General features: G+C 40.4%; 31 protein-coding genes and 2 pseudogenes. 21 read left to right on the top strand and 12 right to left on the bottom strand.

Going from position 1 to position 26,478, the window contains the following annotated elements; translation table 11 throughout:
- Positions 1-128: 128 nt before the first annotated feature.
- Together BuS5_RS18755 and BuS5_RS18750 are read right to left on the bottom strand one after the other, a co-directional pair.
- A complete protein-coding gene (locus BuS5_RS18755; protein WP_051375220.1) occupies positions 129-2,246 on the bottom strand; it encodes a trehalase family glycosidase in 2,118 nt (705 codons plus the stop codon).
- Between the two features lie 233 nt (positions 2,247-2,479).
- A pseudogene (locus BuS5_RS18750) lies at positions 2,480-3,370 on the bottom strand (transposase); the annotation flags it as partial.
- Between the two features lie 873 nt (positions 3,371-4,243).
- Between BuS5_RS18750 and BuS5_RS18745 the strand changes: the two are divergent.
- Both BuS5_RS18745 and BuS5_RS18740 read left to right on the top strand, forming a co-directional pair.
- The gene (locus BuS5_RS18745) at positions 4,244-4,483 is read left to right on the top strand and encodes a type II toxin-antitoxin system Phd/YefM family antitoxin (protein WP_027355157.1); all 240 of its coding nucleotides are present in this window, start codon (positions 4,244-4,246) and stop codon (positions 4,481-4,483) included.
- Positions 4,480-4,878 (top strand): type II toxin-antitoxin system VapC family toxin, encoded by a 399-nt coding sequence (locus BuS5_RS18740; protein ID WP_027355158.1) that lies wholly within the window; start codon positions 4,480-4,482, stop codon positions 4,876-4,878. Before BuS5_RS18745 ends, BuS5_RS18740 begins: the two co-directional genes overlap by 4 nt.
- A 317-nt stretch (positions 4,879-5,195) precedes the next feature.
- Here BuS5_RS18740 and BuS5_RS18735 read toward each other — a convergent pair.
- A pseudogene (locus tag BuS5_RS18735) lies at positions 5,196-6,128 on the bottom strand (transposase); the annotation flags it as partial.
- A gap of 313 nt (positions 6,129-6,441) precedes the next feature.
- Between BuS5_RS18735 and tumA the strand changes: the two are divergent.
- Positions 6,442-6,672, top strand: coding sequence for an antitoxin TumA (tumA, locus tag BuS5_RS18730; RefSeq protein ID WP_274427874.1), 231 nt, complete (start codon positions 6,442-6,444; stop codon positions 6,670-6,672).
- Positions 6,662-7,045, top strand: a complete 384-nt coding sequence (gene tumE / locus BuS5_RS18725) for a toxin TumE (RefSeq protein ID WP_274427873.1) — start codon at positions 6,662-6,664, stop codon at positions 7,043-7,045. The genes tumA and tumE overlap by 11 nt, the downstream gene beginning before the upstream one ends.
- Positions 7,046-7,112: 67 nt before the next feature.
- On the opposite strand, the gene BuS5_RS18720 is transcribed toward tumE, so the two are convergent.
- Entirely contained in the window at positions 7,113-8,117 is a 1,005-nt protein-coding gene (locus BuS5_RS18720; RefSeq protein ID WP_274427871.1) for a transposase, read from the bottom strand.
- Positions 8,118-8,187: 70 nt separating this feature from the next.
- On the opposite strand from BuS5_RS18720, the gene BuS5_RS18715 reads away from it, so the two are divergent.
- The gene (locus BuS5_RS18715) at positions 8,188-8,361 is read left to right on the top strand and encodes a hypothetical protein (RefSeq protein ID WP_274427870.1); all 174 of its coding nucleotides are present in this window, start codon (positions 8,188-8,190) and stop codon (positions 8,359-8,361) included.
- 81 nt (positions 8,362-8,442) lie between these two features.
- On the opposite strand, the gene BuS5_RS18710 is transcribed toward BuS5_RS18715, so the two are convergent.
- The 5 genes from BuS5_RS18710 to BuS5_RS18690 form a co-directional block, all read right to left on the bottom strand.
- Positions 8,443-8,748 (bottom strand): PKD domain-containing protein, encoded by a 306-nt coding sequence (locus tag BuS5_RS18710; RefSeq protein WP_274428173.1) that lies wholly within the window; start codon positions 8,746-8,748, stop codon positions 8,443-8,445.
- 169 nt (positions 8,749-8,917) lie between these two features.
- Positions 8,918-9,922 (bottom strand): transposase, encoded by a 1,005-nt coding sequence (locus tag BuS5_RS18705; RefSeq protein ID WP_274427869.1) that lies wholly within the window; start codon positions 9,920-9,922, stop codon positions 8,918-8,920.
- A gap of 26 nt (positions 9,923-9,948) precedes the next feature.
- Positions 9,949-10,110 carry a hypothetical protein gene (locus BuS5_RS18700; protein WP_157487502.1) on the bottom strand — a complete coding sequence of 54 codons (162 nt, stop codon included), beginning with the start codon at positions 10,108-10,110 and terminating at the stop codon, positions 9,949-9,951.
- Positions 10,111-10,377: 267 nt separating this feature from the next.
- Entirely contained in the window at positions 10,378-11,736 is a 1,359-nt protein-coding gene (locus BuS5_RS18695) for an ATP-binding protein (RefSeq protein WP_051375225.1), read from the bottom strand.
- Between the two features lie 321 nt (positions 11,737-12,057).
- Positions 12,058-13,062 carry a transposase gene (locus BuS5_RS18690; protein WP_274427867.1) on the bottom strand — a complete coding sequence of 335 codons (1,005 nt, stop codon included), beginning with the start codon at positions 13,060-13,062 and terminating at the stop codon, positions 12,058-12,060.
- A gap of 131 nt (positions 13,063-13,193) precedes the next feature.
- Between BuS5_RS18690 and BuS5_RS18685 the strand changes: the two genes are divergently transcribed.
- The 6 genes from BuS5_RS18685 to BuS5_RS18660 all read left to right on the top strand — a co-directional run bounded on the left by BuS5_RS18685 (position 13,194) and on the right by BuS5_RS18660 (position 17,077).
- Complete coding sequence (locus BuS5_RS18685) at positions 13,194-13,427, top strand: type II toxin-antitoxin system Phd/YefM family antitoxin (RefSeq protein ID WP_027355021.1); 234 nt, start codon at positions 13,194-13,196, stop codon at positions 13,425-13,427.
- Entirely contained in the window at positions 13,424-13,795 is a 372-nt protein-coding gene (locus BuS5_RS18680; protein WP_027355020.1) for a type II toxin-antitoxin system VapC family toxin, read from the top strand. Before BuS5_RS18685 ends, BuS5_RS18680 begins: the two co-directional genes overlap by 4 nt.
- Before the next feature lie 273 nt (positions 13,796-14,068).
- Entirely contained in the window at positions 14,069-15,619 is a 1,551-nt protein-coding gene (locus BuS5_RS18675; RefSeq protein ID WP_274427865.1) for an ATP-binding protein, read from the top strand.
- A 1-nt stretch (position 15,620) separates the two neighbouring features.
- The gene (gene mntA / locus BuS5_RS18670) at positions 15,621-16,043 is read left to right on the top strand and encodes a type VII toxin-antitoxin system MntA family adenylyltransferase antitoxin (protein ID WP_027355018.1); all 423 of its coding nucleotides are present in this window, start codon (positions 15,621-15,623) and stop codon (positions 16,041-16,043) included.
- Between the two features lie 21 nt (positions 16,044-16,064).
- A complete protein-coding gene (gene hepT / locus BuS5_RS18665; protein WP_051375185.1) occupies positions 16,065-16,484 on the top strand; it encodes a type VII toxin-antitoxin system HepT family RNase toxin in 420 nt (139 codons plus the stop codon).
- A 395-nt stretch (positions 16,485-16,879) separates the two neighbouring features.
- The gene (locus BuS5_RS18660) at positions 16,880-17,077 is read left to right on the top strand and encodes a hypothetical protein (protein WP_027355016.1); all 198 of its coding nucleotides are present in this window, start codon (positions 16,880-16,882) and stop codon (positions 17,075-17,077) included.
- A 12-nt stretch (positions 17,078-17,089) separates the two neighbouring features.
- On the opposite strand, the gene BuS5_RS18655 is transcribed toward BuS5_RS18660, so the two are convergent.
- On the bottom strand, positions 17,090-17,629 hold the full coding sequence (locus tag BuS5_RS18655) for a hypothetical protein (RefSeq protein ID WP_274427863.1): 540 nt from the start codon (positions 17,627-17,629) through the stop codon (positions 17,090-17,092).
- Positions 17,630-17,698: 69 nt separating this feature from the next.
- On the opposite strand from BuS5_RS18655, the gene BuS5_RS18650 reads away from it, so the two are divergent.
- From BuS5_RS18650 to BuS5_RS18630, 5 genes are all read left to right on the top strand, one after another.
- The gene (locus BuS5_RS18650) at positions 17,699-18,085 is read left to right on the top strand and encodes a hypothetical protein (protein WP_274427635.1); all 387 of its coding nucleotides are present in this window, start codon (positions 17,699-17,701) and stop codon (positions 18,083-18,085) included.
- On the top strand, positions 18,082-18,444 hold the full coding sequence (tnpB, locus tag BuS5_RS18645; RefSeq protein WP_274427634.1) for an IS66 family insertion sequence element accessory protein TnpB: 363 nt from the start codon (positions 18,082-18,084) through the stop codon (positions 18,442-18,444). Before BuS5_RS18650 ends, tnpB begins: the two co-directional genes overlap by 4 nt.
- A gap of 53 nt (positions 18,445-18,497) precedes the next feature.
- A complete protein-coding gene (locus BuS5_RS18640; RefSeq protein WP_274427862.1) occupies positions 18,498-19,370 on the top strand; it encodes a DUF4338 domain-containing protein in 873 nt (290 codons plus the stop codon).
- On the top strand, positions 19,367-20,926 hold the full coding sequence (gene tnpC / locus BuS5_RS18635) for an IS66 family transposase (RefSeq protein WP_274427632.1): 1,560 nt from the start codon (positions 19,367-19,369) through the stop codon (positions 20,924-20,926). The genes BuS5_RS18640 and tnpC overlap by 4 nt, the downstream gene beginning before the upstream one ends.
- Positions 20,927-21,037: 111 nt before the next feature.
- Positions 21,038-21,658: an IS66 family transposase gene (locus tag BuS5_RS18630; protein WP_274427861.1), complete on the top strand. Its 621-nt coding sequence runs from the start codon at positions 21,038-21,040 to the stop codon at positions 21,656-21,658.
- Between the two features lie 80 nt (positions 21,659-21,738).
- Here BuS5_RS18630 and BuS5_RS18625 read toward each other — a convergent pair whose 3' ends face one another.
- The gene (locus tag BuS5_RS18625) at positions 21,739-22,380 is read right to left on the bottom strand and encodes a transposase (RefSeq protein WP_274427860.1); all 642 of its coding nucleotides are present in this window, start codon (positions 22,378-22,380) and stop codon (positions 21,739-21,741) included.
- 213 nt (positions 22,381-22,593) lie between these two features.
- On the opposite strand from BuS5_RS18625, the gene BuS5_RS18620 reads away from it, so the two are divergent.
- The gene (locus BuS5_RS18620; protein ID WP_274427859.1) at positions 22,594-23,346 is read left to right on the top strand and encodes a hypothetical protein; all 753 of its coding nucleotides are present in this window, start codon (positions 22,594-22,596) and stop codon (positions 23,344-23,346) included.
- A 245-nt stretch (positions 23,347-23,591) separates the two neighbouring features.
- Here the strand turns inward: BuS5_RS18620 and BuS5_RS18615 are convergent, their stop codons facing one another.
- Positions 23,592-24,596, bottom strand: coding sequence for a transposase (locus tag BuS5_RS18615; protein ID WP_274427858.1), 1,005 nt, complete (start codon positions 24,594-24,596; stop codon positions 23,592-23,594).
- A gap of 147 nt (positions 24,597-24,743) precedes the next feature.
- Here BuS5_RS18615 and BuS5_RS18610 point away from each other — a divergent pair, with 147 nt between their 5' ends.
- The 4 genes from BuS5_RS18610 to BuS5_RS18595 all read left to right on the top strand — a co-directional run bounded on the left by BuS5_RS18610 (position 24,744) and on the right by BuS5_RS18595 (position 26,468).
- A complete protein-coding gene (locus tag BuS5_RS18610; RefSeq protein ID WP_051375233.1) occupies positions 24,744-25,379 on the top strand; it encodes a transposase in 636 nt (211 codons plus the stop codon).
- Positions 25,380-25,392: 13 nt separating this feature from the next.
- Positions 25,393-25,686 carry a hypothetical protein gene (locus BuS5_RS18605; RefSeq protein ID WP_157487503.1) on the top strand — a complete coding sequence of 98 codons (294 nt, stop codon included), beginning with the start codon at positions 25,393-25,395 and terminating at the stop codon, positions 25,684-25,686.
- A 112-nt stretch (positions 25,687-25,798) separates the two neighbouring features.
- Positions 25,799-26,101, top strand: a complete 303-nt coding sequence (locus BuS5_RS18600; RefSeq protein ID WP_027355134.1) for a hypothetical protein — start codon at positions 25,799-25,801, stop codon at positions 26,099-26,101.
- Positions 26,091-26,468 (top strand): toxin-antitoxin system TumE family protein, encoded by a 378-nt coding sequence (locus tag BuS5_RS18595; protein ID WP_027355135.1) that lies wholly within the window; start codon positions 26,091-26,093, stop codon positions 26,466-26,468. Before BuS5_RS18600 ends, BuS5_RS18595 begins: the two co-directional genes overlap by 11 nt.
- Positions 26,469-26,478 lie beyond the last annotated feature (10 nt).

The raw sequence follows: 26,478 nt of genomic DNA, 5'->3' as shown, positions 1-26,478 counted from the left end.
TTATTTCTAAGTAAAGCATAATATCATAGACGTCCCTATACTCCCCCCTATACTCCCCCTTTATTCATAGTGTCCCCTTTATTCACTCTTATTCTATTCTCTTGAAGAGCAACATCCCATTTATTTCCTTATTTAGATATTTTTTTATATTCAGTTACAAGTTCGATTTGCCCCTCATTTAAATCAATCCTGATCATATTATCATGATCAAAAGTACTACCCGCATTTGATAAGGCCAGCTTACCATTTATTTTCAAGCAGGCATAATTATAATTATCATCATCATCGTTATTATTATATGATTTTGGCAGAACGAGTGTAATGGGGCATGTCAGATTGGAACCAAAAGAAAATTTAACATACAGTTTGTCGGAATTAGGTGACATCTTACATTTATAAATATATGATAAATATCTTTTATTCTCAATTTGAGGAACATATATATATCCGGTATGATGTGATAGACGGGGTTGGATGCGCACTTGTTTATAATTCCAGTCAATACCGAAAAGGCCTTCTACAACAGACCTGTATATTGATGCAGCACTACCGGAATAGTGGGATGAGCCTTGCCCTTTTCCATCCATGGTATCCCACTCAAAAAAACCTTTATTAAGAAATGCCTTGTGGCAAATTTGCTCCAATTTATTAAAAGCTTCCTGACGATTATTAATAAACATCTGCAACACAAGACGACCTCCAAACCAATCCCATTGTCCGCCATTCTGGTATTCAAAGTAATCGTCAAGCGCAGGGTGCTTAAAAAAATCTTTTGGGTAAGGCGGCAGCAAAACTCCACTTATGGTAGAAAAATTAAAAAGTTGCTGCCGATAAACGGCCTGGTCAATTATACGCTTAATCTGCACTGGCGTTGCTACACCCATTTCAATAGCTACTGCATTACCTCCCATGGGAAATATATTCCTTTCATCAACATTGCTGTTATTTGAGCCATCCACATGCTGATGAATACAAAAAAAGCCCTTATTTTCCTGCCATAGATTGCGTTGTATGCTGTTCCTTAATGCTGAAGCCTTTGTTTTCCAATAAGTTGCTTTCCCCTTGTTACCGGTTACATCAAACAAAAATGATAATTTTTCTGCCGCACCAAAAGCTAAAGCATTAGTATAAATTCCAACTACTTCGCTGGATCCTTTTTGCAGATCAACAGCCCTTTGATCAGGAAATTCATTACTCACATCACCCCAATCAGCAGTATAGCCGGACTTAATTAATCCTGTTTTCAAATCAAGTCTATAAACAAAAAGAAAATTTAAAGCATCATTCAAACGGAGTAAAATTGATTTTGATCCTACATCTTTTTGCAGCCATTTATAACCTATGGTTTTCGAAATTTCATAGGCAGCAATAATCAAACTTGATTCCTGATCACTTTCCACGGTGTTTTTGCCAAACTTGCCATTTGCCATTATCCAGTCCTGCAATTCTCCATCCTGCTTTTGTATGGTTAAATGAGCCATTATCCATGAAATCAATTCGGATTCAGTGTGGGTGCAGCGGGCTGCAGGCATGATCGTAGCTGAATCCCGAATCCAGATTTGTGGATATCCTGAACCTGCAGCAAATCCATAAACAGGAATACTTTTAAATTTAAATGATAAAAAATTATCTTCAAGAGTTTTTTCAGAAAGTAATGAGCAATAGTTGATATCCGGCATTCCTTCAACATACCATACCGGATCAGGACTAAAATTTTTTAATTTATATTTTGGCTTTGAAATATTAGTCGGCGATTGAATAATATTAAGGGGTACATTTAACGGCTTTGTTCCCTGGTCATTAAACCAGATTACTCCTTCCGCAACCAAATCAATCTGAAGAATATATTTACCGGGTTGAAGAGGTTGAACATTAAGATTAATTATTTGCTTTGTACCAGAAGCAATTGCCTGTCGAAACGGGGTCCTGATATTATCGTAGATCAACATTTTCCCATTATCCCCGGACAATAAATGATATGATATGAAAACCGGTCCTTTTGAAGCAAAAGAATCCCATGTTTTAGAACCGGTATTTTTGACCATAATGGGAATAGTTATTCTTTCAAAATCATATTTATCGACTGTTTTCCCTACAAAAGAAATCTGAGCAGAATATTCAGGGGAGCAGAAAGCGCAAGTACAAGAAATACCCAAATAAACAAGCACACAAAAAATCAGTAATAGCATGTTAACATAGGATATTATGCAGGCTATACAGGCTAAAGATCTATTTTTTAGATTCATTATTTTTCTCCATAATAAATAAGGGGACAGGAAATAAGGGGACAGGAACTATTTTTATATATTATTTAAGTTACTTAAATTCCGCCTCAACCATCATCCCTGCCACCTTGTCCTGCTAAAGCATCAGCCACATTGCCAAGACATATTCAGGAGACTTAAAAGACACCGCAACATGTTACGATTGAGCAACAAGGTTGGGGCAGGTATGGGGACGTCTATGATATTATGCGTTTTTACCCTATCAACTCAAATCTGTTTTCTCTTTCAATTTTTTCACCTCTTATGGATGAACGACTTAGCGCTGATTGGCATATATTCAGCTTTTTTCCAATTTCAATGGTTGTCATGCCGAGCTTTCGATGAGCCCAAAAACATAAAAGACTTCGCGCTTTAACTGTTGGCGGTGATTTCCCGAAAGCCGTTACCTGCTCAATCTCCATGCCCATCACTTCGGCAACCCGCTGCATTACCCGATTGAAATCATAACCTTTGGCTCTTAATTCATATTTCTGCTCAAATTCTTCTTCGGCGGCCTTTAAAACATTTTCAACAAAATCACTGTCATCTAAAATGCGTTCATCTCCCTTAACACGTATGCCTGCTTTGCGAAAATCTTTGAGAACCGACCAGTCGCCTATACTCCTTAATAATCCACCACCGGTAAGTTCCTGCCGTTTACCTGCGCTTATACCTTTTTCCACAAACGCTCGATACCCTTTTATTGCCAATCTTTTTTTGCCGGAAAACAGTTTATAAACATAATCGATATTCTGCCATTCCTCACTGGCTTTATTCATCAGAACACTGTGACCGCACCACTTATATTTATCCAGGCTTTTCATATCTTCCACAAGACCCGCCCTCAACGGGTTTAAGTGGATATAACGCACCAATTCCTTTAGATATATATCTTCCTGGCATAAAATTGACTTGTACCTGTTTTGAAAAAGTTGACCGTGGCGACGGTATTTCTTATTGAACCATACCGCGTATCCGGTGAGCAAACGACTCATTAACACAGAAACCGGAATCAATCCGGTTTTTAATAATAAGTGGACGTGATTTGGAATCAATACCCATGCAAAACACTCGGTTTGTGTTTCAGGAATCAAATTATTGAGCCGATTTAAAAAGTTTTTCCGATCCTAATCTGATCTGAAAATTTTCTTACGTTCTATCCCCCTGACAATTATATGATGCAATGCTCCAGGTGCATCTATTCTCGCTTTTCGTGCCATGTTTAAGATGTATCATATAATTATTTCTAAGTAAAGCATAATCTCATAGACGTCCCTATACTCCCCCCGTCCCTATACTCCCCCAAGACCTTTAAAAAATGATAACCTTGCAAAACATCTGATTTTTTTGTTGCCTTCCGCCTCTGTGCCTTATATATTTTATCTTGTTCTCGTTCTTCTCGTTCATAAGGGCTCGCTCAAAAATAAATTCAATTTTTTATCCAAAGTAAACATAAACTGAAAATGAAGGCTGCCCAATATTCCAATGGATGTCCCTTTGATACCTACAGTTAATCAAATGCCTTTATCAAAGGCAGAGAGGAAAGAGTTTGAGCAAATATTTTTTTCGACACCAGCGCTATTGTCAAACGATATCACTGGGAAGATGGCAGCGATCTTATAAACAGATTATTTACAGAATCAGACGCTGAATTTATAATCTCAGATATCAGCATTATTGAATTCTATTCAGCACTGTCTTCAAAAGTCAGGGTTGATGAAATTGACGAAGGGAATTTCCTGTAGGGTTCAGCCTAAAAATGATGTTCCCTTTATTGTATGGCTGCATGGTTTATTTTTGCTGAAATCGTAAATGGCTCTGCGGGATTAGTTGTTTCAAACGCCCACCTGATCAAGAAAATGATCTTTCATTCACGCCCTGCCCAGCTATTCCCGCTCTCCCTTGTTGTTTTTTTGTTCTTGACAAGTTGTCAAGAACTGTGTAATGTTGCATAAATGCACAATATGAAGGAGGCTCATATGCAAACACTTACGATAGGAGAACTGAAAACCGATTTTTCGGAAGTTTTGAAAAAAATAAGAAGTGGTCAGGAAATTGTTATAAGTTACGGCAAAAAACGGGAAAAAGTCGCTGTAATTGTACCATATTCAGCCTATACCTCTACACAGGAAAGGAGTATTGGCTTACTTAAGGACCGGGCCGGATGCATAATCCATGACGACTTTAAGATTAGTGAGAAAGAAATGCTTGCCTCATGAACTTATTACTGGATACCCATGTATTTTTATGGTTGCTTTTTACCCCCGACAAATTGAGCGAGGCAGTAATTAGTGAGATAAAGTCTCCGAACAATGACGTGGCTGTCAGTGTAGTTACATTCTGGGAAATTTCCTTGAAGTATGCACTTGGAAAACTCGAATTGACTGGAGTAATGCCGGAAGAATTGCCTGATTTTGCCGTTCAGATGAGTCTGGAAATATTATCGATCACCGCCGCTGAAGCATCTAATTTCCATAAGTTGCCAAAGCTCACACACAAGGACCCCTTTGACCGTATCATTATCTGGCAGGCTATTCAGCGAAAAATGACCTTGCTATCAAAGGATCGCGATTTCAAAGCATATCATAAATTTGGGCTTAGAACTTTTTGGTGAGGATTGAAATATATCAAAAACTCAGTAGTGTCCGGTTAAGTTTTTGCATATAGCATTTGCTCTTTGATAATCAGATTATTAGACCATACGTTTTTTTTCGTCAGTACGTAATTCGTTCTGGATGGTATTTCTAAGCTGACGAATCCTCTTTATTGATACAGGTTCATTAAACTGTTCATGGCAGTATATGGGGCAGGTATGGGGACGTCTATGATATTATGCGTTTTTACCCTATCAAAAGGGTGTTGCAAAGATTGTTATTATCGGTAGTTAAAACAAATAGTTACGCCATAATGGAAAAATGGGGTTTTTCTGGGTTAACTAATTGATTTTATTATAAAAGTTTTTTTACTTTGCAACACCCTTATCAACTCAAATCTGTTTTCTCTTTCAATTTTTTCACCTCTTATGGATGAACGACTTACCGCTGATTGGCATATATTCAGCTTTTTTCCAATTTCAATAGTTGTCATGCCGAGCTTTCGATGAGCCCAAAAACATAAAAGACTTCGCGCTTTAACTGTTGGCGGTGATTTCCCGAAAGCCGTTACCTGCTCAATCTCCATGCCCATCACTTCGGCAACCCGCTGTATTACCCGATTGAAATCATAACCTTTGGCTCTTAATTCATATTTCTGCTCAAATTCTTCTTCGGCGGCCTTTAAAACATTTTCAACAAAATCACTGTCACCTAAAATGCGTTCATCTCCCTTAACACGTATGCCTGCTTTGCGAAAATCTTTGAGAACCGACCAGCCGCCTATACTCCTTAATAATCCACCACCGGTAAGATCCTGCCGTTTACCTGCGCTTATACCTTTTTCCACAAACGCTCGATACCCTTTTATTGCCAATCTTTTTTTGCCGGAAAACAGTTTATAAACATAATCGATATTCTGCCATTCCTCACTGGCTTTATTCATCAGAACACTGTGACCGCACCACTTATATTTATCCAGGCTTTTCATATCTTCCACAAGACCCGCCCTCAACGGGTTTAAGTGGATATAACGCACCAATTCCTTTAGATATATATCTTCCTGGCATAAAATTGACTTGTACCTGTTTTGAAAAAGTTGACCGTGGCGACGGTATTTCTTATTGAACCATACCGCGTATCCGGTGAGCAAACGACTCATTAACACAGAAACCGGAATCAATCCGGTTTTTAATAATAAGTGGACGTGATTTGGAATCAATACCCATGCAAAACACTCGGTTTGTGTTTCAGGAATCAAATTATTGAGCCGATTTAAAAAGTTTTTCCGATCCTAATCTGATCTGAAAATTTTCTTACGTTCTATCCCCCTGACAATTATATGATGCAATGCTCCAGGTGCATCTATTCTCGCTTTTCGTGCCATGTTTAAGATGTATCATATAATTATTTCTAAGTAAAGCATAATATCATAGACGTCCCTATACTCCCCCCGATTTAAAAGACATTGAAAATTTTAAAGAATTGACAATACCCTGAATTTGTAATATTTTTTTGTTAAAAAGATAATTAAAAAAGGTATCAAAATAAGTTGAAGACTTTTAGGGACAAACTAAGGAGGAGCTATGCGTAAACAAAGAATTGAGTATGATTCACCTGTAGACGCCCTTGTAGCTGTTGCTAAGCGCCTAAGCGTTTATGAGGATCGATACCGGATGGCATCGGAGGAGTTTTTCGATAAATTCTGCAAGGGACAGATGGAAGATTCTATTGATTTCGTCGAATGGGGGAATGACTATCAATATTATATGAAGATTAGTCTTGAAATAGAAAAAGGCCTGCGGCATGTTGCTTGATTTGCTATCTCAATACCTTGGAGATATTGCGATCGAGGTTCGAGAGTTAGAAAATGCCAAAGTTGAGCACTATGAAGAGGAGCTTCTTGCGACTAATCGTGTGAACTTGCGAATTCGAGTTCGCTTTTTGAATGGATATCTGCTGGAGCTTAATGAAGCTGCTATTGTTGAAGCAGGTCAACTCATTCATCTTGGCTATCGCTATCATTTTCAGGACAAGCAAAACAAACTTGTTTTTCGATATGACAACACACCACATTTTCCTGATCTTGAGGGTTTCCCCCATCACAAACACCTTTCAGATAAAGTAACTGGTACCGAAAAACCTTCAATTCTTGAGGTGATTAATGAGGCAAGGCTGTTGGCTAAATGAAATGACATCGAAAGAATTGGACGAACCATCGGGGCAGGTATGGGGGCAGGTATGATATTATGTGTTTTTACCCTATCAACTCAAATCTGTTTTCTCTTTCAATTTTTTCACCTCTTATGGATGAACGACTTACCGCTGATTGGCATATATTCAGCTTTTTTCCAATTTCAATGGTTGTCATGCCGAGCTTTCGATGAACCCAAAAACATAAAAGACTTCGCTCTTTAACTGTTGGCGGTGATTTCCCGAAAGCCGTTACCTGCTCAATCTCCATGCCCATCACTTCGGCAACCCGCTGTATTACCCGATTGAAATCATAACCTTTGGCTCTTAATTCATATTTCTGCTCAAATTCTTCTTCGGCGGCCTTTAAAACATTTTCAACAAAATCACTGTCACCTAAAATGCGTTCATCTCCCTTAACACGTATGCCTGCTTTGCGAAAATCTTTGAGAACCGACCAGCCGCCTATACTCCTTAATAATCCACCACCGGTAAGATCCTGCCGTTTACCTGCGCTTATACCTTTTTCAATAAACGCTCGATACCCTTTTATTGCCAATCTTTTTTTGCCGGAAAACAGTTTATAAACATAATCGATATTCTGCCATTCCTCACTGGTTTTATTCATCAGAACGCTGTGACCACACCACTTATATTTATCCAGGCTTTTCATATCTTCCACAAGACCCGCCCTCAACGGGTTTAAGTGGATATAACGCACCAATTCCTTTAGATATATATCTTCCTGGCATAAAATCGACTTGTACCTGTTTTGAAAAAGTTGACCGTGGCGAGAGTATTTCTTATTGAACCATACCGCGTATCCGGTGAGCAAACGACTCATTAACACAGAAACCGAAATCAATCCGGTTTTTAATAATAAGTGGACGTGGTTTGGAATCAATACCCATGCAAAACACTCGGTTTGTGTTTCAGGAATCAAATTATTGAGCCGATTTAAAAAGTTTTTCCGATCATAATCTGATCTGAAAATTTTCTTACGTTCTATCCCCCTGACAATTATATGATGCAGTGCTCCAGGTGCATCTATTCTCGCTTTTCGTGCCATGTTTAAGATGTATCATATAATTATTTCTAAGTAAAGCATAATATCATAGACGTCCCTATACTCCCCCCTGATGCTGCAAAAGGAGATTGCCGAAATAAAAGGCGCTTTACAAAAGGAGATTGCCGAAACCAAAGGCACTTTACAAAAGGAGATTGCCGAAACCAAAGGCGGGGTCATAAAATGGGTGGCCGGAATGCTTCTGGCCCAGTCCGCTGTTATCGCAACTCTGGTTAAGTTGCTTTAATAAGTTGTTAAGTTTTAAGTTATTAAGTTTTAAGAAAAACACCACCTAACACTTAAAACTTAACAACTTAAAACTGTTTTTTTATTTAACCCCTACAGCCGATACAATCGCAGGCGGTGTAAGATCCGCCGCAATAACAACATCAACAGAATCCTCCCCGGAAGCGCCCTCATTATCAGTTACCGTAAGAGTTACATTATAGGTATCGGGAGCGGTGTATACATGGGACGGGTTTTGCTCCGAGCTGGTTGTGCCGTCTCCGAAATTCCATAAATAAGACACAATACTTCCGTCAACATCGGAATCGGAACCGGAACCGGCGAAATAAACAGCCTCGTTAGCCGCACCGGAGGTCTGGCTTCCGGACGTGGAAGCGCCGGGCGCAATATTGGAAGCAGCCGTGGGAGTCGCGCTGACAGTAACAGCCGTATTATAATTGCCGGCCGCGCTGTAAGAAAAAGCGGAATAATAATAGGTTGAATCGTTTGCAACACCCTGAGTATGAGTAAAGCCGCTGCCGGGGCAGGTATGGGGACGTCTATGATATTATGCGTTTTTACGCTATCAACTCAAATCTGTTTTCTCTTTCAATTTTTTCACCTCTTATGGATAAACGACTTACCGCTGATTGGCATATATTCAGCTTTTTTCCAATTTCAATAGTTGTCATGCCGAGCTTTCGATGAGCCCAAAAACATAAAAGACTTCGCGCTTTAACTGTTGGCGGTGATTTCCCGAAAGCCGTTACCTGCTCAATCTCCATGCCCATCACTTCGGCAACCCGCTGTATTACCCGATTGAAATCATAACCTTTGGCTCTTAATTCATATTTCTGCTCAAATTCTTCTTCGGCGGCCTTTAAAACATTTTCAACAAAATCACTGTCACCTAAAATGCGTTCATCTCCCTTAACACGTATGCCTGCTTTGCGAAAATCTTTGAGAACCGACCAGCCGCCTATACTCCTTAATAATCCACCACCGGTAAGATCCGACCGTTTACCTGCGCTTATACCTTTTGCAATAAACGCTCGATACCCTTTTATTGCCAATCTTTTTTTGCCGGAAAACAGTTTATAAACATAATCGATATTCTGCCATTCCTCACTGGCTTTATTCATCAGAACACTGTGACCGCACCACTTATATTTATCCAGGCTTTTCATATCTTCCACAAGACCCGCCCTCAACGGGTTTAAGTGGATATAACGCACCAATTCCTTTAGATATATATCTTCCTGGCATAAAATCGACTTGTACCTGTTTTGAAAAAGTTGACCGTGGCGAGAGTATTTCTTATTGAACCATACCGCGTATCCGGTGAGCAAACGACTCATTAACACAGAAACCGAAATCAATCCGGTTTTTAATAATAAGTGGACGTGGTTTGGAATCAATACCCATGCAAAACACTCGGTTTGTGTTTCAGGAATCAAATTATTGAGCCGATTTAAAAAGTTTTTCCGATCATAATCTGATCTGAAAATTTTCTTACGTTCTATCCCCCTGACAATTATATGATGCAGTGCTCCAGGTGCATCTATTCTCGCTTTTCGTGCCATGTTTAAGATGTATCATATAATTATTTCTAAGTAAAGCATAATATCATAGACGTCCCTATACTCCCCCCCGTCCCTATACTCCCCCCTGTGAACGGCCCGTCACCGGAAAGGTGCGATTCAACCACCGCCTGGGCAATGTTATAAAGCTCTTTGCCGACAATAAACGGCTTGTTAAATGGTATTTTCATGTTTTTATATCCTCACGCAAAGGCGCTAAGGCACCAAGTTAAGGGAAGGATAAAGAATAGAGAAAAGGAGAATCCTGATAATGACCCGGTCATTCTCTATCCTATTTCCTCTTTCCTCTCCCCCATATCCCCTTCCCTACTCTCTATTTCCCCTATTCTCTATCCACTTTCCGATCTGCCAAGAGTGAAGACACGAACCCATGTTAAACCCTTCCTTCGTTTCGCCTTCGTTCCATTTTGCACATAACATGGTGATATAAAACGATATCATCGTTCCTCCTGCTTGCCGCTGCACATAGAAACATTACTTAAAGCATAATTAGTGCTCCGGCCTGAACCGTGAACTTCGATCCACCCATCAGCTATCAATTTTGTAATGCGCCGATGGACTGTTGTCTTGGAGATGTGGAAAGCTCTCATAATATCTTGCATTGATGCCGGGCCATGGAGAACAAGCCACCTGCAAAGCTTCGCTCCTTCCGATGAAACGCCGACAGCCTCAAAGGAGGTAAAAACTTCAACGAGAAAGGCATTAATGGTGGGTAAAAATTTGGGGACCGGAAGGCGTGCGCCAACCATTGCTTCCCGCATACGGTGAATTCCGCTGCCAAGACGCTCCACATAGCCCATTCTGTGGAACATATCAGCAATCAGACGGTTGCGAGGAACAGATCGTGTACCGAGTTCTTCAAGGGTTAATCCGTACGGCAAACCACCTGGACTCGTTATAACCATGCGGCATGGATGCATATGAACAAAGATATGTTCTCTGTCGGCAAAATAATCACGATGAGTCAAAGCATTCAGCAAAGCCTCACGAAAAACTGCTTCGGGGATTTCCTGCACCTCTTCTCTTGGCCCTGCTTGTTCGATCTTGTAAGAGACACGAAGATTTCGGCGAATAAATCCCACTGCGCTCTCAAACTGTTCTTCCATGGTACCTTTGGCGTCAATACGATCCAGAATTGTTGCACGAGTGTCATCCGCATAAAGGGCACAGGTAACAAAAGCTTCTGGAAAAAAGCGTTGTGGCTTACGGCAAAAAAACAGCACTGCAGCACGGGTCAAGAGTAGATGCTTTTGTTGTTTTTGAGCAATGCCAATATTTGTTAGCAGGTCGCCCGGCAGTGTTTTTTCCGGAAGGCCTTTGCGGCGGCAAAAGGCACGCAATCTATCATTGTCCAGCAGTTTCCCTGCATTGATAGCCGGCTCAAATTGCTCATCAAATCGGACTTTATTGCTTTTAATTGCAAAACGCAGAATTTCATCTCTATTAAGCTGTTGCGAATTAGGACCGATACGCAAGAAAAAACCATCTTTGCAGCGGTATGGTTTATCTGTACCCTCTGGAACAATAATCTCGACAACATTGCCGCGAGGCACTATATGAATATCAATACGGGGATCGCATCCGTTTGCGACATCCTGGATCTGACTTCTGAGCCTATTGGAATCATCAACCCCCACGATCTTGCCGTCATCGGATATGCCAAGAAATACCGAGCCGCCTGAGGCGTTGGCAAACGCAACCATCTCCTTAGCCAAAGCCGTAATTTTGGCTTTAAACTCTATTTTTTGCCCCTCGCCCTCGGCACATACAATGCGAAAAAAATCAAATTTGTTCATTCTTTGAGACCACAATGTTTTTGGTGAAACTTATCGAAAAACTCCTCTCTGCCAACTTCCTTCCGTCATCACGCCAATATCTCCTCTTGCCTCTCTCCTATTTCCCATTTCCTCTTTCCTCTTTCCTCTTTCCTCTTTCCCACGAACTTATTCTTTCACTCCCACACAAAGCAACGACCCGCCAACAGGAAACGATGTGCCATTCCTGATAAAACTTCTTTCAATGTCACAAATCCTTGTCAGCAGCGCATTAATCAATCGGGGCTGCCGCAACTCGCTCCCACGGGGCAGGTATGGGGACGTCTATGATATTATGCGTTTTTACCCTATCAACTCAAATCTGTTTTCTCTTTCAATTTTTTCACCTCTTATAGATGAACGACTTACCGCTGATTGGCATATATTCAGCTTTTTTCCAATTTCAATGGTTGTCATGCCGAGCTTTCGATGAGCCCAAAAACATAAAAGACTTCGCGCTTTAACTGTTGGCGGTGATTTCCCGAAAGCCGTTACCTGCTCAATCTCCATGCCCATCACTTCGGCAACCCGCTGTATTACCCGATTGAAATCATAACCTTTGGCTCTTAATTCATATTTCTGCTCAAATTCTTCTTCGGCGGCCTTTAAAACATTTTCAACAAAATCACTGTCATCTAAAATGCGTTCATCTCCCTTAACACGTATGCCTGCTTTGCGAAAATCTTTGAGAACCGACCAGCCGCCTATACTCCTTAATAATCCACCACCGGTAAGATCCGACCGTTTACCTGCGCTTATACCTTTTTCCACAAACGCTCGATACCCTTTTATTGCCAATCTTTTTTTGCCGGAAAACAGTTTATAAACATAATCGATATTCTGCCATTCCTCACTGGCTTTATTCATCAGAACACTGTGACCGCACCACTTATATTTATCCAGGCTTTTCATATCTTCCACAAGACCCGCCCTCAACGGGTTTAAGTGGATATAACGCACCAATTCCTTTAGATATATATCTTCCTGGCATAAAATCGACTTGTACCTGTTTTGAAAAAGTTGACCGTGGCGACGGTATTTCTTATTGAACCATACAGCGTATCCGGTGAGCAAACGACTCATTAACACAGAAACCGGAATCAATCCGGTTTTTAATAATAAGTGGACGTGGTTTGGAATCAATACCCATGCAAAACACTCGGTTTGTGTTTCAGGAATCAAATTATTGAGCCGATTTAAAAAGTTTTTCCGATCATAATCTGATCTGAAAATTTTCTTACGTTCTATCCCCCTGACAATTATATGATGCAGTGCTCCAGGTGCATCTATTCTCGCTTTTCGTGCCATGTTTAAGATGTATCATATAATTATTTCTAAGTAAAGCATAATATCATAGACGTCCCTATGCTCCCCCCTTGACCAACATGACCTAAATAGCTATACTATAAAATATAGCTTTTTTAAAACAGGAGCACACAATGATTATCAATGTATCCAAAGCCAAGGCAAACCTTTCTAAACTTATAGATATGGCTTATCACGGCGAAGAGGTGATAATTGCAAAGAATAATTTGCCCCTCGTTGAATTAGTCATACATAAACCTAAAGCAAAACGCAAACTCGGTTTGCTTGCAGGACAGATCAGTATCCCGGATAATTTTATGGATGAGGATGAGGAAATAAATGCCATGTTTTATGGTGAACACTCGTGAAAATTTTAGTTGATACCCATATTTTCCTGTGGATGCTGTCTTGCCCGGACAGACTCAATCAGAAAAGGCATTATGACCTTGTGTCTCCAGCAAATGAAGTCTTCCTAAGTTCCATGAGCATTGCCGAGCTTATGATTAAACATTCGATTGGCAAAATCAACATTGAGTTTGATCCGCTTGAAATGGCGCAGGAAATGGGGCTTGAAGTTCTTGATTTCTCCGGATCTGATGCAATGGTTTTAGGTGAATTGCCGCTTCACCATAAAGATCCTTTTGACCGGATGTTAATCGCACAGTCCTTGACAAACAAGCTTTCCCTGATGTCTGATGATTCTAAATTTTTGCAATATGACTGTAAAATTATTTAAGATGTAATAATCATATGATGGTCTCGTAAAAAGTCGGAAACTCGATTTCCTGACTCAATATATTGGCTACAAAAGAGATAAAACAACTGTATATTGTGGTCAAAATAAAATGTTGGGACTTTTTACGAGTTCATCATATAAAGGGCATAGCGAAATTTGACAGCCTTCATTAATACTCAAAAACAGTTTACACTTTTAACGATTCTCGTTTTCTATTCCCCACGCCGGGTGACTCTGGAGATTTGAGTACGAGATTGTCATGAGGTGCAGAATATGAAAAATCTTCCAATAGGGATACAAACATTTTCTGATATCATTCAAAATGATTATCTGTATGTGGACAAGACGGAAAAGATATTCGACCTTGTAAAAAATCCAAAGGGTGTATATTTTCTTTCCAGGCCGAGACGGTTCGGCAAAAGCCTTTTGATCTCCACGTTGAATGAGATATTTGAAGGTGAGAAGGAGCTGTTTAGGGGGCTGTGGATATACAAGGCAGATTTAGCATGGGAAAAACATCCGGTTGTGAAGATAGATTTCAGTAAATCAAAGGCGCGAAACGGAGATGAGCTGATAAACTATATTGTATATCAGCTTGATAAAACAGCGCAGCTTTACGGAATCACCCTTGAACAAACGCAGTATGATATAAAGTTTGATGAACTTTTGACCAAATTGAGTGGAATCAATAAAGTCGTTGTTCTTATTGACGAATATGACAAGCCGATCATTGACAATATAGAAAACAAGGAACTGGCTATTGAGCTTCGTGAAATATTAAAGGGGTTTTATACCATTATCAAGGCATGTGATGAACATATCAGGTTTGTTCTCCTGACATGTGTGAGCAAGTTTTCCAGGGCGGGTGTTTTCAGCGGATTGAACAATCTAAAAGATATTTCCATGAATGCCGGATATTCATCGCTTCTCGGAATAACCCGGCAAGAAATGGAGAGCTGTTTTAAAAAGCATATTGATCAGTTTTTAAAATCCGAAGGTATTGATAAATCCGAACTGATTAAAAAGATAACATACTGGTACGATGGTTTTTGCTTTAGCCGGAGCGGTGAAAAGATTTTTAATCCGTTTTCATTGCTTCTTTTGTTCGATAACTCAGAATTTAGCAATTACTGGTTTGAAAGTGCTACCCCGAGTTTTTTAATAAAACTTATAAAGGAAAAAAGATTTGATTTAAATAGATTAGACAGAGTCGAGGTGAGTGAATCCGCGTTTAGCTCATACGAAATGGAAAATTTGAAAGTCGTACCGATACTCTTTCAGACCGGATATCTGACCATCACAGGCTATGATAAGGAAAGGATGGGATATACCCTGGCGTATCCAAATTTTGAGGTGAAAAACTCAATGATCGAATGCCTGGCCGAGGCATATTCTTTTGTGGAAAGAGAGTTGGTTAATGGTTACGCATGGAAGTTGATTGATGCGCTGCGCGGGCATGATTTTGAAATATTTTTTGATACCTTGCGCGTTTTTTTTGCCAACATTCCATACGATCTTCAAATAAACAAAGAAAAATATTATCAGACAGTTTTTTACCTGATATTTTCTCTTATCGGGTTAAAGGTAAAAGCAGAAGTAAAAACAAACAAGGGCAGGATAGATGCTGTCATTATTGATAAAGATATCTATATTTTTGAATTCAAATTTAATGGGGATAAGAATAAAGCTTTAAGTCAGATTAAAGAGAAGAAGTATTTCGAGAAGTATTTCGAGAAGTATCAAAACACGGGCAAGGAAATTTATCTGTTCGGGGTTGAATTTACCGATCGTAACGTGGGTGAATGGATGGTTGAGAAGATATAAAATGAAAAGTGCTAAAATCATAAAAAAGCTGTTAAAAATTGCACCGGATGTTTTCGGCGATTCCAAAGTTCTTTTTGCCTATCTGTATGGCAGCATTGCTGTTGGTCAGTCTCACCCGTTTAGTGATCTGGATATTGGCATTTATGCGCCTCAAATGCCCCTGAGAGAAATGCTTGATTTAGAAATGGCTCTGGCATTGGATATAGATAGAAAACTTAAGAGTAGTCCGCTGAGTGATGTCAGGATAATGAACACCCTTCCATTGGTGCTTGCAGGCAAAATTATCACTGAAGGTACCCTGATTTATTGCCGTGATGATAACGCCAGGATTGAATACGAAACGTCCATCCGAAGTGCATATTTTGATTTTTTACCGGTTATTCACAATTATCAGAGGACATATTTAGAACAAATAGCATTGTAATCCTGTACAAAGGGTTGAAAAATGGTTTCAATTGAAAAGATATCACAAAAGTTTATTCAACTGGAAAACTATCTGGGATTATTAAAAGAGATTTCCAAAGAACCTGAAGAAGCCTTCTTGAAAAACCAAATCATCATCGGCAGCGCCAAGTATTATTTACAAGTCAGTATAGAATGCTGCCTTGATGTAGCGAATCATATCATCGCTTCGGAACGATTAAGAGCTCCGAACGATTATGCCGATTCTTTTACAGTACTGGAGGAAAAAGGCCTTTTCCATCAACAGCTTGGACAAAGACTGAGGCAAATGGCAAAATTCAGGAATCGGCTCGTCCATTTGTATGGAGAGATCGATGATAAATTTGTGCACGAGTTTTTAAAAACCGATGTCGAGGATATTCGAAAGTTTAGAAAAATCATAATCGAACAATATGCGAAGTAGCAGGGTCACATCTTAAATGTGAACTATTCTGTCATTAATCATGAAAGATAGTTTGATAAGTCAATAGTTAATATTTAAGATATGACCCCGTTGTTTCCCCTATAAGATATACTTTTCCACAGAAATATGTAATTTTTTACCATTTAGCAGAAAAGTTTTGCCCATATATTGGCTTCTTTTTTACATACTATTTTTTAAACGATTATTCATATAATACAATAACCACCTTATATTATTCAATAAAACTCATAGTATCCAACAATGGCATGCTCCTTGCTAATTACCATGATAACTTTATTATTTTTAGATGCGCCGAACGGTAGCGATTTCACGCTTGCGGCTGAAATTAAAAGCGCATACTGATTAGAAATCTTAACATAAAAGGAGGAATTGTTTTGAGAAATTTAACTTTATTTTGGGCTTTGGTTTTTTCAGTACTTATATCTTTTTCAGGAACGGCATTGGCCGCTTCAGCGGTTTATGATGACCTCTGGGATATAAGCCAGGGGGCAATCATGGGGAATCATAGTGATCTTATGAATTATGGTGCCCCTTGGGTGTCGGATATTGGGGCAGGTATGGGGACGTTATGATATTATGCGTTTTTACCCTATCAACTCAAATCTGTTTTCTCTTTCAATTTTTTCACCTCTTATAGATGAACGACTTACCGCTGGTTGGCATATATTCAGCTTTTTTCCAATTTCAATGGTTGTCATGCCGAGCTTTCGATGGGCCCAAAAACATAAAAGACTTCGCGCTTTAACTGTTGGCGGTGATTTCCCGAAAGCCGTTACCTGCTCAATCTCCATGCCCATCACTTCGGCAACCCGCTGTATTACCCGATTGAAATCATAACCTTTGGCTCTTAATTCATATTTCTGCTCAAATTCTTCTTCGGCGGCCTTTAAAACATTTTCAACAAAATCACTGTCACCTAAAATGCGTTCATCTCCCTTAACACGTATGCCTGCTTTGCGAAAATCTTTGAGAACCGACCAGCCGCCTATACTCCTTAATAATCCACCACCGGTAAGATCCTGCCGTTTACCTGCGCTTATACCTTTTTCAATAAACGCTCGATACCCTTTTATTGCCAATCTTTTTTTGCCGGAAAACAGTGTGTCCTTTCGGCAAGCGTGCATGAAAAACAAATTCAAATAAGGTAGTATCGGTCATTCAAATCACGTAATATTATATAAGGAGGATGACCGATGAATCTTATGCAGCCTTCAGGCGAGTACAGTCTGGATGAAGTACGGGAAAAATTTAAACAATGGCGTAACAGCCGGGATAGAGGTAAAGCCATTCCGGAAGCATTATGGGAAGCCGCTGCCTCGTTATACCCTGCCTATTCTCTGCACCGTATATCAAAAGCCTTGAGCCTCAACCATACCAAGCTAAAGCATTACGTCCAGAATATATCACCAAATCCGTCCGTGCCGACGGCATCTTTCATCGAACTTGATGTAGCCCAAGCCCCTTTGCCTTTCAAGGGCATTATCGAGATGCAACATCAGAACGGTGCCAGGATGACAATGCAAATTGCGGACAGTTCTGACTTGATCAATATAACCCAACAGTTTTGGAGTCAGCCATGATTCAGATAACTCCGCAAATGCGTATCCTGCTGGCCATAGACCCGGTGGATTTCAGAAAAGGTATCGACGGTCTAAATGCTGTTTGTCGGCAGGTGCTGCGCTCCGATCCATTTTCAGGGTATGTTTTTATTTTTCGTAATAAAAAGGCAACTGCCATAAAGATCATTATGTATGATGGCCAAGGATTCTGGATGTGTCAGAAAAGGCTGTCTAAGGGACGTTTCAACTGGTGGCCAAACAAATCCGGTGAGGCGGTCAGGCCTCTGGCCGTTCATGAACTGCAGCTTCTGATCTGGAACGGTAATCCTGTAAAGGCTCATGTTGCACCATTGTGGCGGCCAATTCCTGTAAAAAAATAAAAAAAAATATTTAATGACTTACGTTCCAGTAAAAAATGTGATATTTGATGCCCATGTTTACGTATAGAGGCAGAGTCGTTACTGACAAAGATATTATTTTTATCAAGGAGCTTATTGCTCAAAATCCGGATGCCAGCCGCCGGGCGCTTTCCAGAAAACTGTGCATAGCCTGGAATTGGGTCCAGGCCAATGGGGCATTGCGTGATATGGTCTGTCGGGGTATGATGTTAGAACTGCACCGTGCAGGATTCATACGTCTGCCGGACAAAAAATGTAATCCCCATAATCCATTTGTAGAACGTAGAAAACCTAAAAAAATTCAGATCAATCAAACTTTACTGGAAACAAAATTAGCCAAAATACGGCCGCTTGAATTTTGCCAGGTACGCAGAAGCCCGCATGAAAAAATGTTCAACAGCCTGATCGAGTATTACCATTATCTGGGTTACTGCCATTCAGTGGGCGAACAGCTGAAATACATCGTTTATACTGATGGGCGGCCAATAGCATGTTTTGCCTGGTCTTCTGCAGCGAGGCATATAGGCTGCAGGGACAGGTTTATCGGCTGGGATGCGAAGACGCGTAAAAAAAATCTGCACCTTTTGGCGTATAATACACGATTTTTAATTCTACCATGGGTGCGCGTACCACATCTGGCCTCCCATCTTCTTGGTCACATGATAAAAATCTTGGCCCTGGATTGGCGTAAAATCTACAATCATCCCATCTGGTACCTTGAAACTTTTGTGGACAAAACCCGTTTTGCCGGTACCTGTTACAAGGCTGCGAACTGGAAGTATCTTGGAGACACCACCGGCAGGGGTAAAAATGATCAAACATTTAAACCGAACCGATCTATAAAGGCTGTTTGGGGATATCCATTAGCCAAAAATTTTCGCAGCCTTTTACGGGGGGACACACAGTGAAGACCCCGGAACGTATAGACCTGGACGTCAAGCAGTTAGATGCTCTTTTAAAGCGTGTTAAAGAACTGTTGCCACCTGAGGACTATGAACTCATCAAGGCTATGGCTGACACTATCTACCTTTTAAGTCAGTGTGTGGACAATAAAGCCGCCTCCATACGACGGCTGTTGCGCATGCTGTTTGGTGCAACTACCGAAAAAACTGGAAAAACAAAGGCTCACCCAAAAAAGAAGAATTCTGTTAAAGCTAAAAAAGGTCATGGCCGCAAACCTGCTAAAAATTATACCGGGGCAAAAAAAGTCAGAGTCTTCCATGATACTCTTAAACCTGGAGACAACTGCCCTGAATGTTTAAAGGGCAAGGTATATGAATTAAAGGAGCCGCAGCGAATCATACGCATCACCGGAAACGCTCCATTAAGTGGAACTGTCTATGAAATGCAGCGTTTACGCTGTAATCTCTGTGGAGCAATTTTCACCGCATCGACACCTGAAAATGTGGGTGAAGACAAATATGATGCAAAAGCCAAGGCCATGATTGCTCTTTTGAAATATGGTACCGGTATGCCATTTAACAGACTTAAAGATCTTCAGCAAAGTCTTGGCATACCATTGCCTGCATCGACACAGTTCGAGATTGTCGATCAAATGGCAATGGAACTTACTCCGATTTATCAGGAATTTATCCGTCAGGGCGCTCAGGGCGATATCATTCATAATGATGACACCACTATGAAGGTTTTGTCCCTGATGAAGGAAAACAAAGAAAATAACCCGGAACGTAAAGGTATATTTACCACGGGTATACTGTCAAAAACCGATGATCATAAAATTGCACTGTTTTTTACCGGCCGTCAGCATGCCGGAGAAAACTTGATGGATTTACTTAAGCGTCGTATTGGTCTGAGCCCACCCATTCAGATGTGTGATGCTCTGTCCAGAAATGTTCCCAAAGAATTCGAAACTCTGCTGGCAAATTGTCTTACACATGGACGAAGACAGTTTGTTGACGTACTGCAAAGCTTCCCGGAAGAGTGCAGTTATGTACTCGAAATCCTCGCAGAGGTATATAAAAATGATAAGATTACCAAAGAACAGAACATGGAAGCTGAAGAACGGCTGCGGTTTCATCAGGACAACAGCGGTCCGCTGATGAAAAAGCTCAACACCTGGTTTCACAAACAAATAGACCAACATTTGGTGGAGCCCAACAGCGGGCTGGGCCAGGCTATTGGCTACATGCTCAAACATTGGGAGGCGTTGACCCTTTTTCTCAGGGAACCAGGTGTACCTTTGGACAACAATATTTGCGAACAGGCTTTGAAAAAGGTCGTTCTGCATCGCAAGAATGCTCTGTTTTATAAAACTGAGCATGGTGCCATGGTAGGTGATCTGTTCATGAGTCTGATTCATACCTGTAATTTATCCGGTACCAATCCTTTTGATTACCTGACAGCACTGCTGGAACATGCCTCTGAGTTGTCAGAATCCCCAGATAAATGGATGCCGTGGAATTATAAATCCGCACTGATTGAACCGGACAATCCTGAAGCATAAAATCACTTTTTAATATTTCCATCCTGATTGATCAGCCGGGTGCCTGCAAAAAACAGGCACCTAACCGCTGACTGCTTACCTACGCCAAATTTTTTTTTGCGCTATGCACGCTTGCCGAAAGGACACAAAGAATTCGAAACTCTGCTGGCAAATTGTCTTACACATGGACGAAGACAGTTTGTTGACGTACTGCAAAGCTTCCCGGAAGAGTGCAGTTATGTACTCGAAATCCTCGCAGAGGTATATAAAAATGATAAGATTACCAAAGAACAGAACATGGAAGCTGAAGAACGGCTGCGGTTTCATCAGGACAACAGCGGTCCGCTGATGAAAAAGCTCAACACCTGGTTTCACAAACAAATAGACCAACATTTGGTGGAGCCCAACAGCGGGCTGGGCCAGGCTATTGGCTACATGCTCAAACATTGGGAGGCGTTGACCCTTTTTCTCAGGGAACCAGGTGTACCTTTGGACAACAATATTTGCGAACAGGCTTTGAAAAAGGTCGTTCTGCATCGCAAGAATGCTCTGTTTTATAAAACTGAGCATGGTGCCATGGTAGGTGATCTGTTCATGAGTCTGATTCATACCTGTAATTTATCCGGTACCAATCCTTTTGATTACCTGACAGCACTGCTGGAACATGCCTCTGAGTTGTCAGAATCCCCAGACAAATGGATGCCGTGGAATTATAAATCCGCACTGATTGAACCGGACAATCCTGAAGCATAAAATCACTTTTTAATATTTCCATCCTGATTAATCAGCCGGGTGCCTGCAAAAAAACAGGCACCTAACTGCTGACTGCTTACCTACGCTAAATTTTTTTTTGCGCTATGCACGCTTGCCGAAAGGACACGATCCTGCCGTTTACCTGCGCTTATACCTTTTTCAATAAACGCTCGATACCCTTTTATTGCCAATCTTTTTTTGCCGGAAAACAGTTTATAAACATAATCGATATTCTGCCATTCCTCACTGGCTTTATTCATCAGAACACTGTGACCGCACCACTTATATTTATCCAGGCTTTTCATATCTTCCACAAGACTCGCCCTCAACGGGTTTAAGTGGATATAACGCACCAATTCCTTTAGATATATATCTTCCTGGCATAAAATCGACTTGTACCTGTTTTGAAAAAGTTGACCGTGGCGACGGTATTTCTTATTGAACCATACCGCGTATCCGGTGAGCAAACGACTCATTAACACAGAAACCGGAATCAATCCGGTTTTTAATAATAAGTGGACGTGGTTTGGAATCAATACCCATGCAAAACACTCGGTTTGTGTTTCAGGAATCAAATTATTGAGCCGATTTAAAAAGTTTTTCCGATCATAATCTGATCTGAAAATTTTCTTACGTTCTATCCCACTGACAATTATATGATGCAGTGCTCCAGGTGCATCTATTCTCGTCTCGCTTTTCGTGCCATGTTTAAGATGTATCATATAATTATTTCTAAGTAAAGCATAATCTCATAGACGTCCCTATACTCCCCCCGAACAGTGATTCTTTATGTGCGTCAGTTACATCATGCGGCGGGATGATATCCGGGTTAGCAAAACTCACTGCCTTTCCTTTCTGAACACAATAACAGTTGACTTTTAGTCCAAAATTTGTTTTTTTTAAATAAAACCTGATGGAGAAAAGGAGCTATCCGGATGCTTGCTGCAATCGAATTTGACACCTTAAGTTATGCCAATGAATTACAAAAAGTCGGCTTTACCGGACAACAGGCTGAAGTCCAGGCCAAAACTTTAAAAAGGATCATCGACAGCAACCTTGCCGCCAAGCAGGATATCCTGATGCTGCAAAAGGAGATTGCCGAAACCAAAAGCGCTTTACAAAAGGATATCGAAAACAACGCGAATGCCGCCAAGCAGGATATCCTGATGCTGCAAAAGGAGATTGCCGAAACCAAAAGCGCTTTACAAAAGGATATCGAAAACAACGCGAATGCCGCCAAGCAGGATATCCTGATGCTGCAAAAGGAGATTGCCGAAACCAAAAGCGCTTTACAAAAGGATATCGAAAACAACGCGAATGCCGCCAAGCAGGATATCCTGATGCTGCAAAAGGAGATTGCCGAAATAAAAGGCGCTTTACAAAAGGAGATTGCCGAAACCAAAGGCGCTTTACAAAAGGATATCGAAAACAACGCGAATGCCGCCAAGCAGGATATCCTGATGCTGCAAAAGGAGATTGCCGAAACCAAAAGCGCTTTACAAAAGGATATCGAAAACAACGCGAATGCCGCCAAGCAGGATATCCTGATGCTGCAAAAGGAGATTGCCGAAATAAAAGGCGCTTTACAAAAGGAGATTGCCGAAACCAAAGGCGGGGTCATAAAATGGGTGGCCGGAATGCTTCTGGCCCAGTCCGCTGTTATCGCAACTCTGGTTAAGTTGCTTTAATAAGTTGTTAAGTTTTAAGTTATTAAGTTTTAAGAAAAACACCACCTAACACTTAAAACTTAACAACTTAAAACTGTTTTTTTATTTAACCCCTACAGCCGATACAATCGCAGGCGGTGTAAGATCCGCCGCAATAACAACATCAACAGAATCCTCCCCGGAAGCGCCCTCATTATCAGTTACCGTAAGAGTTACATTATAGGTATCGGGGGCAGGTATGGGGACGTCTATGATATTATGCGTTTTTACGCTATCAACTCAAATCTGTTTTCTCTTTCAATTTTTTCACCTCTTATGGATGAACGACTTACCGCTGATTGGCATATATTCAGCTTTTTTCCAATTTCAATGGTTGTCATGCCGAGCTTTCGACGAGCCCAAAAACATAAAAGACTTCGCGCTTTCACTGTTGGCGGTGATTTCCCGAAAGCCGTTACCTGCTCAATCTCCATGCCCATCACTTCGGCAACCCGCTGTATTACCCGATTGAAATCATAACCTTTGGCTCTTAATTCATATTTCTGCTCAAATTCTTCTTCGGCGGCCTTTAAAACATTTTCAACAAAATCACTGTCACCTAAAATGCGTTCATCTCCCTTAACACGTATGCCTGCTTTGCGAAAATCTTTGAGAACCGACCAGCCGCCTATACTCCTTAATAATCCACCACCGGTAAGATCCTGCCGTTTACCTGCGCTTATACCTTTTTCCACAAACGCTCGATACCCTTTTATTGCCAATCTTTTTTTGCCGGAAAACAGTTTATAAACATAATCGATATTCTGCCATTCCTCACTGGTTTTATTCATCAGAACGCTGTGACCACACCACTTATATTTATCCAGGCTTTTCATATCTTCCACAAGACCCGCCCTCAACGGGTTTAAGTGGATATAACGCACTAATTCCTTTAGATATATATCTTCCTGGCATAAAATTGACTTGTACCTGTTTTGAAAAAGTTGACCGTGGCGAGAGTATTTCTTATTGAACCATACCGCGTATCCGGTGAGCAAACGACTCATTAACACAGAAACCGGAATCAATCCGGTTTTTAATAATAAGTGGACGTGGTTTGGCATCAAGACCCATGCAAAGCACTCGGTTTGTGTTTCAGGAATCAAATTATTGAGCCGATTTAAAAAGTTTTTCCGATCATAATCTGATCTGAAAATTTTCTTGCGTTCTATTCCCCTGACAATTATATGATGCAGTGCTCCAAGTGCATCTATTCTCGCTTTTCGTGCCATGTTTAAGATGTATCATATAATTATTTCTAAGTAAAGCATAATATCATAGACGTCCCTATACTCCCCCCATTCTCTCCCCTTGACAATATCTTTTAATTTATATAAAAGGAGACGCTACCCTTTAGGGGACGCTAAGGATGGAGTTCCATGCCAAGATTACCACGAACTGTTTTTGCTGGAATTCCTCATCATATTACTCAGCGAGGGAATAGAAGGGAAAATGTATTTTTCAGCGATGGTGATAGAGCCGCTTATTTAGAATGGTTACAGCTATATTGTGAACAACATGCCGTGCAAATACAGGCCTACTGTCTTATGACTAATCATATTCACATAGTTGCAACACCAGATACAGCAGAAGGCTTGCAGAAGGTGTTCAAGCCTTTGCATATGCGCTATGCACAACGTGTAAACAGGCTAAAAGGCTGGAATGGTCATTTATGGCAAGGTCGGTTCTTTTCTTCACCGCTGGATGATCAATATCTTTGGTCGGCTATCCGTTATGTTGAGCGAAACCCTGTGCGTGCGGGCATGGTGGAAAAGGCTGAGGATTATCCTTGGTCAAGTGCGCCTGCACATTGTGGTCTGAAAGAGGACGATATTCTTGGTAAAAAAGAAGACTGGGGTAATATGCTTGTTTCTACAGATGATTGGTCTAGCTGGCTTGCGGTTAAAGAAGATAGTGAACGGCTGGATGAGTTGCTTAAACATGTTGAAAAAGGGCTTCCTTGTGGTTCGGAGAGTTTTGTAAAAGCGCTGGGTGATCAAGCGTCCCCTTATTAATGGGAGGTGTGATATGCAGACTGTAATCGATAAGACACTCGACGTTTTAGCTAAAGAGTTTAATCTTTCCAGAGATCTACTCATTAAGGAGAGCTTGAAAATTTTTCTGGAAAGAAAATTAAGGGAAATAAAGACCGAGGTATTCAGGCTATCAGGGAAATACAGGGTTTCATCTGTAAAAGAAATGGAGGAGCTATACAAGAAGGGAGAAATAGAAGAAAAAGATTCCTGGCGTGACTATCAGAAATTAGATCATCTGGAATACAAGAAAGCCGAGATCGAAAAGCTTTTAGATGAGTTGACATGATCGTTGATATTGAAAAGCTTAAAGATATTATTGAGATCGAATTTAGCGAAATCATTGAAGATGTGGTGCCAACTTCCCCTTATTACCCAAAATAAATAAAAAGGGAGCAAAGATGAGCAAAATAATTTTAAAAACAAATGAGCCTGGTAAGCCTGGTAAGACAGCAAGTATATTATTTGAAGCATTGGAAACTGAAGAGAGGCGTTTGCAATACAGTCTTAGTCTTGCAAAGAAACGACTAAAAAAATTTGAAAATAAATATAATGTTTCATCGGATAAATTTATTGCTGAATGGAGTGCGGAAGATCTAAAAGGTCAAGATATGGAATATGTAGAATGGTCGGGTGAGTATCAGTTAGCTTTACGATTAAATGAACGCCTTTTTAGCCTAAAAAGCATTGAAAATGTTACTTAATGAATATTTAAATCGCTTTCGTAAAAGTATACAAAAGATTGAAAATTATGGCTATGCGGATTCTATTGATATTAGAGAAGAAATACGCGCCAACAAGCAAGCAATTTTAAATGTAAAAGTTGTTTTGATTAACCAATTTGTTTTACATATCAAAGAGTACATTGATGCTAAATATGGAATAAACAGAGTGAGTTATGCTTATCAATATCAGGATAGAACTGGTCGACTGATTTTCAGATACGATAATGCCGCGCACAGGCCTGTACTAGGTTTCAATGAGCATAAACATTTAAGCGATGGAACAATCTATGAAGCTGCGTTGCCAGATCTAATTGATTTTATTGATGAAGTTATAAGTCATTTGTAATGAAGCCAAA

The organism is Desulfosarcina sp. BuS5, from assembly GCF_028752835.1.
Taxonomy (GTDB): domain Bacteria; phylum Desulfobacterota; class Desulfobacteria; order Desulfobacterales; family BuS5; genus BuS5.
This window is presented reverse-complemented; position numbering and strand designations above follow the sequence as displayed.